Consider the following 6,800-nt stretch of genomic DNA (forward strand, 5'->3'; position numbering starts at 1 on the left):
CGCTCGTTTTTGTCTTTTCTGTTCCCCCTCTCCAGAGGGGGAGGCCGGTGGGGTTAGGTGAGAGGTTCAGCGATGGCCGCCGCCTCCGTGGCCGCCGCCACCGCCGTGGAAGCCGCCGCCTTCATGCCCGACGAACGCGCCGCCGCCACCACTATGATAGAACTCCGTATGATGACCGCCGTAGCCGGAATGTCCCTCCCAGGCGTGGTGCTCGTCGAAGTCAGGACGATAGCCCCAGCCATTTCCCCAACCCCCTCCCCAACCATATGAGTACGGCGCATAGCCGTACGAAGGGTAACCGCCGCCGTAGTAACCGCCTTCGTCATAGCAGCCGCTCGCACCGCAGGCGATCACTCCGAGCAATAAGACCGCTCCGATCACACGACCCGCCCTGAAATATCTTCCCTGTGAATACATGTCAGGGAGCTCCCCACGCCGGCTTGCCGTCGTCTTTGTAGAACGCCAGGCCGGGTGTTTTGGCCTTTGGAATATCCAGGCTGGTCCGCAGATGGCCATCGGGACCGTAGAGGCCGAGTCCCGGTTGACCGGCGTCCCCCAGCGCCATGGTCGCGCGGACCTTGCCGTCCTGATCGTATAGGTCAACACCGGGAGTGCCGTTCGAAGCGAGGTCAACAGTCACTCGGGTGCGGCCGCTGGGGTCGGAGAGATTCAGTCCGACTGCGCCGTCGGTCAGAACGCCCATCGAGCCGCGCAATTTGCCGCTGCTGTCGCGCAGCAGGAATTGTTGCGCTTCCAGAGTATCGGGCACGGCAGAATTCGTCTCCGCCATCGTGAGCAGCGCGCCGCAGAGCAGCACTACGGCGCCAGTCATCATCCGCAAATGCTTGTTGCTGCGCTGGAGTTTGGCCTGCTGCGATTCCAGCCGCGATAGCCGCTTGATCAGCTCGCCTGTCGATTGTTCCATAGTTAGTCCTCAATCTGCCGTTGAAAGGCCACGCGCGGGCTTGCGCTTCAATCTTCTTTGCCGAAGAAGTCCGGGCGCTAAGAAAATGCTATCAAAGTGTAAAAGTGGGTCCAGCGAAAGATTCAGGCGCCTCGGCAGGAGGACTCAATGATGTCCGAGGATCGTCACCTGACGGCTCGCAAAGCGCCATCCCGCCGGCGTCTTGCGCAACTTGTCAGTGTAGTAACCCACCGTGCACTGCTGCACTTTGCCGTCCTTGCAGTGATAGTACAGCAGATACGAGGTACCGCTGCCGCTGTCACCGTCGAGATCGAACGCCGGATTGGCGACGACGTGGAGCACCTGCGCGCCGCCGAGCGATTCCTTGTACAGCGCCGCGAATCGCTTGAGGCCGTCGCGTCCGCTGTGTTTGCCGAAGCGCGGACTCTCGAAGATGCCGTCCTCGGTGAAGCAATCGATCCACTCTTCGAAGCGGCCGGTGTCGATCGTCAGGCAATAGCGCGCGTGCAGCACGCGCACTTCCTCGCGGTCTTCGATTGTTCCGGTTATCGGCATCGCATCAACTCCCTGTGATTCAAATCACGTTGGCTTCGCGCAGCCGCGCGACATCGTCCCACGAGTAGCCGAGCATCCCGGTCAGCAGCAATTCGGTATGCTCGCCGAGTTCCGGTGCATGCCCGCGCGGCTCGCCCGGCGTCGCGCTCAACTTAACCGGCATCCCGAGCAGCGTCAGCTTGCCGAGCGCGGGATGATCGTAATCGACGACGTAGTCGTTCGCCCTTACCTGCGGATCGTCGGGCAGGTCGGTCACCGAATTCACAATCGTATAGATAAAGTCGCCGCGTCCTCCCTTGAGCACTCGCATCCATTCGTCGCGCGGCCGCGTCGCAAACACCTCATCGAATATCGCGACCAGCGCAGCCGAGTTTTTGCCGCGAATTTTGACTTCGGCGAATCGTGGATCCTCGATCAGTTCGGTTTTCCCGACAACTTCGCAGAAATTTTTCCAGTAGCGATCCGGCTGAAGCATCGCCAGCGAAATCCATTTGTCGTCGGCGCAGCGGTAATGGTTCCACAGCGGATTGTACGCGTTGGCGCGCGTGTTGCGCGGAAATTCCTTGCCCATGATCGTTCGCGCGACGACGTTGAGTCCCTGCAGCGCCATCATCGAGCCCAGGTGCGACGCGTCAACCTCCTGCCCGATCCCCGTTCGCTCCCGCGCGAAAAGCGCCGCCAGCACTCCGTAAGCGAGCATTATCGCGCCCATCTGATCGGCGATACCGCCGTAAACGTAGGTCGGCGCCGTGCTCCCGCTGCCAATCGCGTTCATGATTCCCGAGCGCGCCTGCCCAAGATAGTCGAACGAAGGCTCGGCGCTGTCGGGCCCTTCGGGGCCGTAGCCGGATGCGCTCGCATAGATAATCCGCGGGTTGAGCGCAGCGAGATTCCCGTAGCCGAGTCCCAGCCGATTCGCGACGCCCTTGCGAAAATTCTGCACGAAGACGTCGCTGCGCGTCGCCAGGCGATGCACGATCTCGCGCGCCTCGGGCTGCTTCAGGTCCAGCGCAATACTTTTCTTATGCTTGTTGTTCGCCTCGAAATAGTAATTGCGCCCGCCCTTGTTGGTTGCGCTGCCCGCGACCGCGGTAATTCCGCGACCGGGGTCGCCACGCTCGCGCTCCTCGATCTTGATCACCTCGGCGCCCAGGTCGGCGAGCATTTGCGTGGCGACCGGCCCCTGCTGCCAGATCGTCCAGTCGATTATTCGAATCCCGTCAAGCGGTCCGCTCATGCTTTTCTCTATACCACAACCCTCTTGAGTTTGGGCGCGGGCGGACGGATCAATCATATATGCCCGCGCTCGCCCAAAAGTTCTCGACCGTCCTCGACTTTCTTTATCCACCGAGATGCGCCGCGTGTGGAACGCCGCTCGCGTCGGAACCCGGACGGCGCGTCTGTGCTCGATGTGTTGCGCGCGTTGAGCTGGTGCCGAATCCGCGCTGCGAAATTTGCGGTGGACCCCTCGAGTCTGCCACCAGCGACTTGACGCGATGCGCCCGATGCCTCGAACGTCCGCCACGCTACCGAATCGCGCGGACGGGCGCGCGCTGGTGGAATACCTGGGCGACGAACTGCCGGTTTCGCCTGACGACTACGACGTCGTGATTCCGGTGCCGCTGCATTGGCGGCGATTGTGGTGGCGCGGATTCAACCAGGCCGCGCTGCTGGCCGCCGAAGTCGCGCACCGGCTCGATCTTCCGCTCGATACCACCGCGATGTCGCGCCGGCGCTTTACAACCCCGCAGACCTCGCGCCATCACGACGAGCGCATCAAGAATGTGCGACGCGCGTTCACCGTCACGCATCCTGAACGGATCGAGAATCGCCGCGTGCTGATCGTGGACGACGTGATGACCACCGGCGCGACGGTTGACGAATGCGCGCGCGTGCTGATCGCTGCAGGCGCGGCGTCGGTGGACGTATTCACGCTCGCGCGCGTGCTATGAGCGATGTGGGACACGCTGACTGGGATGAACGTCATCGCGGCAAGCCGGCCGCTGAAGCCGAGCCTTTTCTGCTCGCGATGCTCGCGCGAATTCCGCGCGGCGTCGCGCTCGACGTCGCCGCCGGTCGCGGCCGCAACGCGCTCCCGCTCGCGCGCGCAGGTATACGGGTGGTCGCAGTTGATTTCTCCGCCGAAGCGATGCGCCTGCTCGCCGAAACTGCGCGCGCGGCGAGCCTCACCATCTGGCCCGTGGTCGCAAACTTGGATAGCTTTCATCTTAAGGACGAATCCTTCGACGCCATCGTGAATATTAATTTCCTCGACCGCGCGCTCTTCTCGCAATTCGGACGCGCTCTTCGGCCCGGCGGCGTTCTGATTGCCGATACGTTCCTCGTTGACCAGGCTGCAATCGGTCATCCACGCGACCGCCGGTTCCTGCTCGGTCACGAAGAGCTTCGCGCACTGGCCGCCGGACTCGAAGTAGAAGAATACCGCGAAGGCCTGGTCACCTATCCAAACGGCGAGCGTGCGTTTCGCGCATCGATCGTGGCGCGGCGGAGGAAATCCGGCTGATGGCGTCCGGGATGACATACAAAGAGGCCGGCGTCGATATCGCGCTGAAGCAGAGCCTGATTCCGCTCTTCGGCTCGATCGCGAAGAAAACCGCGGGCGCACAGGTCATCGGCGGCGTCGGAGGATTCGGCGCTCTGATTGGAATCGACGAGGCGCGCAAGATGCGCGCGCCAGTACTGGTCGCCGGCACTGACAACGTCGGCACCAAGCTCATTATCGCCTTCGAGACCGGCCGTCACGACACCGTAGGTATCGACTGCGTTGCGATGTGCGTCAATGACATCATTTGTCACGCGGCGCGCCCGCTGTTCTTTCTCGACTATATCGCTTCCGGCAAAATCGAAAAGAAAATCACCCTCGATATCGTCAAGGGCGTCGCGCGTGGATGCGCGCAGTCCGACATGAGTCTGGTCGGCGGCGAGACTGCGCAACTTGGCGACTTGTACAAGCCCGGCGAGTACGACCTGGCGGGCTTCGCGGTTGGAATAGTAGAGCGCGCGCGAGTCCCCGAGCCGTCCAGCGTTCGCGACGGCGACGTTTTGATCGGACTCGCATCGAGCGGACTCCACTCCAACGGTTTTTCACTCGTACGCCGCGTTGTGAAGCGCGCAAAGCTCAAACTCAGCGCGCACATCGCTGAGCTTGGATGCGAGCTCGGCGAGGAACTTCTGCGTCCCACCCTCATCTATGCGAGAGTCGTCGGCGAACTGTTCGATCGCTTCAAAATAAACGGCCTCGCGAACATCACTGGTGGCGGCGTGCTCGAAAACCTGCCAAGGGTGATGCCCAAAGACACCCGCGCGATCATCGAGCGGGGCAGTTGGCCGACGCCGCCGATTTTCGGCTTGCTTCAGCGGCTCGGAAGAATCGATCGCGCCGAAATGGATCGCACGTTCAACAACGGGCTCGGCATGGTCGCGATCGTGCCCCCGCGCGAAGCCGATCGGATCGTCGCTCATTTGCGGCGCCGCGAATTTGCAGCCTACGTTGTCGGCGAAGTGACTCGCGGCAAGCGCGGAGTATCGATTCGCTGAGCGGCGACCAATCCGATGGCGGAAAATCCGACGGTCAAACTCGGCGTCCTGATTTCCGGCACCGGCTCCAATCTGCAAGCTATCATCGACGCGATTCTGCGCGGCGAGCTCAAGGCCGAAATCCGACTCGTCATTTCAAATCGCGCCGACGCGCAGGGACTCGACCGCGCGCGCCGCCACGGAATCGAGACGCTGGTTCTCGAGCATCGCAAGTTTCCGTCGCGCGAAGATTTCGACCGCGCCGTCCTCGCCGGGTTGCGCGATCGCTCGGTCGAACTGGTCGCCCTCGCAGGCTTCATGCGGCTGCTATCGTCCGTAATGCTCGACGCGTTCCCGGGACGCATCATGAATATTCACAACAGCCTGCTTCCGTCTTTCCCGGGAATTCACGGCCCGAAGGATGCGATCGAGTACGGCGTCAAGATTGCGGGATGCACCGTTTTCTTCGTCACTCCGGGCGTCGATGTGGGCCCGGTGATCGTGCAAGCCGCTGTCCCCGTGCTGCCCGGCGACGACGAACAACGTCTGGCCGCGCGCATCCTGCAACAGGAGCACCGCATCTTCCCGCATGCGATCGCGCTCTTCCAGCAGGGCCGTCTCGAAATCGACGGGCGGCGCGTGATCATCAAGGGCGATTCGTCCACGCCAAATTCGCCGCCGTTGATGAATCCACCGGTGGACTGATTTTGCAAAAGTGAAACCTCTTTCGGTAGTGGTGCCGATGCTTAACGAAGCGGCCGCGATCGCGAGCACGCTGGACGCGCTTCGCCGCGGCGCTCCCGACGCTGAGATCATTGTAGTTGACGGCGGCAGCACCGACGCCAGCGTCGCGATCGCGCGACCATTGTGCGACACGCTGATCAACGCCTCGCGCGGACGCGCGCACCAAATGAACGCGGGCGCGCGCGCATCGCACGGCGATATCTTGGTGTTCGTGCACGCCGATACGATTGTGCCGCCGACCTTTGCTGCCGACATCGCTTCGGCATTGTCGGTTCCAGCAGTCGTCGGCGGTCGCTTCGACGTTGAACTCGACGCAAGCGCCCTCCCCTCTCTGCTCCAGGGGATCTTCCTGGTCATCACCCTGGGCGTGCTGGTGGCGAACCTCGCGGCCGACTTCGTGTACGTGTTCCTCGACCCGCGCACCCGGCAGGAGGCCTGAACGATGTCCATCGGCAGCAGCACGGACCTCGACAGCGCGCAGACCGCAGACCTGCTCGAGCTGTACCCGAACAGGCCGGCCAGGCGCCGGCGGCTGCGGCTGCCGCGCTCCCCCAAGGTCCTCATCGGCCTGGCCGGGCTGATCGGTTTTCTCGTCCTGGCCGTGATCGGGCCCTGGATCGCGCCCTACAACCCGTCGCAGACGTTCTCAACCACGGTCAGCTTCCCGCAGCCGCCGTCCGCGGCGCACTGGCTCGGCACCACCCAGCAGCAGCAAGACGTGCTGTCCCAGCTGCTCGCGGGCGGGCGGAGCACGATCCTGGTCGCGTTCGTCGCCGGCCTGATCGCGACCGTGCTGTCCGTCGTCGTCGGCGTGGCCGCGGGCTACCTCGGCGGCCTGGCCGACGACCTGCTGTCGATGCTGGCCAACCTCTTCCTGATCCTGCCGGCGCTGCCGCTGCTCATCGTGATCTTCGGCTTCCTGCCGCCGTCCCAGGGCAGCGACGACGTACTGATCGGGCTGATCATCGCCATCACCGGCTGGGCGTTCGGGGCCCGGGTGCTCCGGGCCCAGACGCTGTCCCTGCGCACCCGGGACTAC

At 63.2% G+C, this 6,800-nt stretch carries 11 protein-coding genes; 7 read left to right on the plus strand and 4 right to left on the minus strand.

Features of this window, described 5'->3' with window-relative positions; genetic code table 11:
• Window positions 1-66 precede the first annotated feature (66 nt).
• From VIW95_RS09380 to VIW95_RS09395, 4 genes are all read right to left on the minus strand, one after another.
• Complete coding sequence (locus VIW95_RS09380; RefSeq protein ID WP_331585736.1) at window positions 67-381, minus strand: hypothetical protein; 315 nt, start codon at window positions 379-381, stop codon at window positions 67-69.
• Window positions 382-418: 37 nt separating this feature from the next.
• Entirely contained in the window at window positions 419-925 is a 507-nt protein-coding gene (locus tag VIW95_RS09385; protein ID WP_331585738.1) for a hypothetical protein, read from the minus strand.
• A gap of 144 nt (window positions 926-1,069) precedes the next feature.
• Complete coding sequence (locus VIW95_RS09390; protein ID WP_331585740.1) at window positions 1,070-1,480, minus strand: nuclear transport factor 2 family protein; 411 nt, start codon at window positions 1,478-1,480, stop codon at window positions 1,070-1,072.
• A 19-nt stretch (window positions 1,481-1,499) separates the two neighbouring features.
• Window positions 1,500-2,717, minus strand: coding sequence for a CoA transferase (locus VIW95_RS09395; RefSeq protein WP_331585742.1), 1,218 nt, complete (start codon window positions 2,715-2,717; stop codon window positions 1,500-1,502).
• 59 nt (window positions 2,718-2,776) lie between these two features.
• Between VIW95_RS09395 and VIW95_RS17610 the strand changes: the two genes are divergently transcribed.
• From VIW95_RS17610 to VIW95_RS09425, 7 genes are all read left to right on the plus strand, one after another.
• On the plus strand, window positions 2,777-3,091 hold the full coding sequence (locus tag VIW95_RS17610) for a double zinc ribbon domain-containing protein (protein ID WP_414645280.1): 315 nt from the start codon (window positions 2,777-2,779) through the stop codon (window positions 3,089-3,091).
• Complete coding sequence (locus tag VIW95_RS09400) at window positions 2,986-3,432, plus strand: ComF family protein (RefSeq protein ID WP_331585744.1); 447 nt, start codon at window positions 2,986-2,988, stop codon at window positions 3,430-3,432. The genes VIW95_RS17610 and VIW95_RS09400 overlap by 106 nt, the downstream gene beginning before the upstream one ends.
• Window positions 3,433-3,437: 5 nt before the next feature.
• Window positions 3,438-4,004 carry a class I SAM-dependent methyltransferase gene (locus tag VIW95_RS09405; protein ID WP_331585746.1) on the plus strand — a complete coding sequence of 189 codons (567 nt, stop codon included), beginning with the start codon at window positions 3,438-3,440 and terminating at the stop codon, window positions 4,002-4,004.
• Complete coding sequence (gene purM / locus VIW95_RS09410) at window positions 4,004-5,038, plus strand: phosphoribosylformylglycinamidine cyclo-ligase (protein ID WP_331585748.1); 1,035 nt, start codon at window positions 4,004-4,006, stop codon at window positions 5,036-5,038. Before VIW95_RS09405 ends, purM begins: the two co-directional genes overlap by 1 nt.
• 15 nt (window positions 5,039-5,053) lie before the next feature.
• Window positions 5,054-5,722, plus strand: coding sequence for a phosphoribosylglycinamide formyltransferase (gene purN, locus VIW95_RS09415; protein ID WP_331585750.1), 669 nt, complete (start codon window positions 5,054-5,056; stop codon window positions 5,720-5,722).
• 10 nt (window positions 5,723-5,732) lie between these two features.
• On the plus strand, window positions 5,733-6,200 hold the full coding sequence (locus VIW95_RS09420; protein WP_331585752.1) for a glycosyltransferase: 468 nt from the start codon (window positions 5,733-5,735) through the stop codon (window positions 6,198-6,200).
• Between the two features lie 3 nt (window positions 6,201-6,203).
• Window positions 6,204-6,800 (plus strand): ABC transporter permease (locus VIW95_RS09425; RefSeq protein ID WP_414645281.1); only part of this gene is annotated, 597 nt, incomplete at its 3' end.

The sequence above is a fragment of the Binatus sp. (SeqCode) genome (genome assembly GCF_036522015.1).
Classification (GTDB): domain Bacteria; phylum Desulfobacterota; class Binatia; order Binatales; family Binataceae; genus Binatus.

Bases quoted from the DNA above. Each gene is read 5' to 3' on its own strand.
- purM (WP_331585748.1), top strand. From the start codon at position 4,004: ATGGCGTCCGGGATGACATACAAAGAGGCCGGCGTCGATATCGCGCTG.
- VIW95_RS09390 (WP_331585740.1), bottom strand. From the start codon at position 1,480: ATGCCGATAACCGGAACAATCGAAGACCGCGAGGAAGTGCGCGTGCTG.
- VIW95_RS09395 (WP_331585742.1), bottom strand. From the start codon at position 2,717: ATGAGCGGACCGCTTGACGGGATTCGAATAATCGACTGGACGATCTGG.
- VIW95_RS09400 (WP_331585744.1), top strand. From the start codon at position 2,986: ATGCCTCGAACGTCCGCCACGCTACCGAATCGCGCGGACGGGCGCGCG.
- VIW95_RS09385 (WP_331585738.1), bottom strand. From the start codon at position 925: ATGGAACAATCGACAGGCGAGCTGATCAAGCGGCTATCGCGGCTGGAA.
- purN (WP_331585750.1), top strand. From the start codon at position 5,054: ATGGCGGAAAATCCGACGGTCAAACTCGGCGTCCTGATTTCCGGCACC.
- VIW95_RS17610 (WP_414645280.1), top strand. From the start codon at position 2,777: ATGCCCGCGCTCGCCCAAAAGTTCTCGACCGTCCTCGACTTTCTTTAT.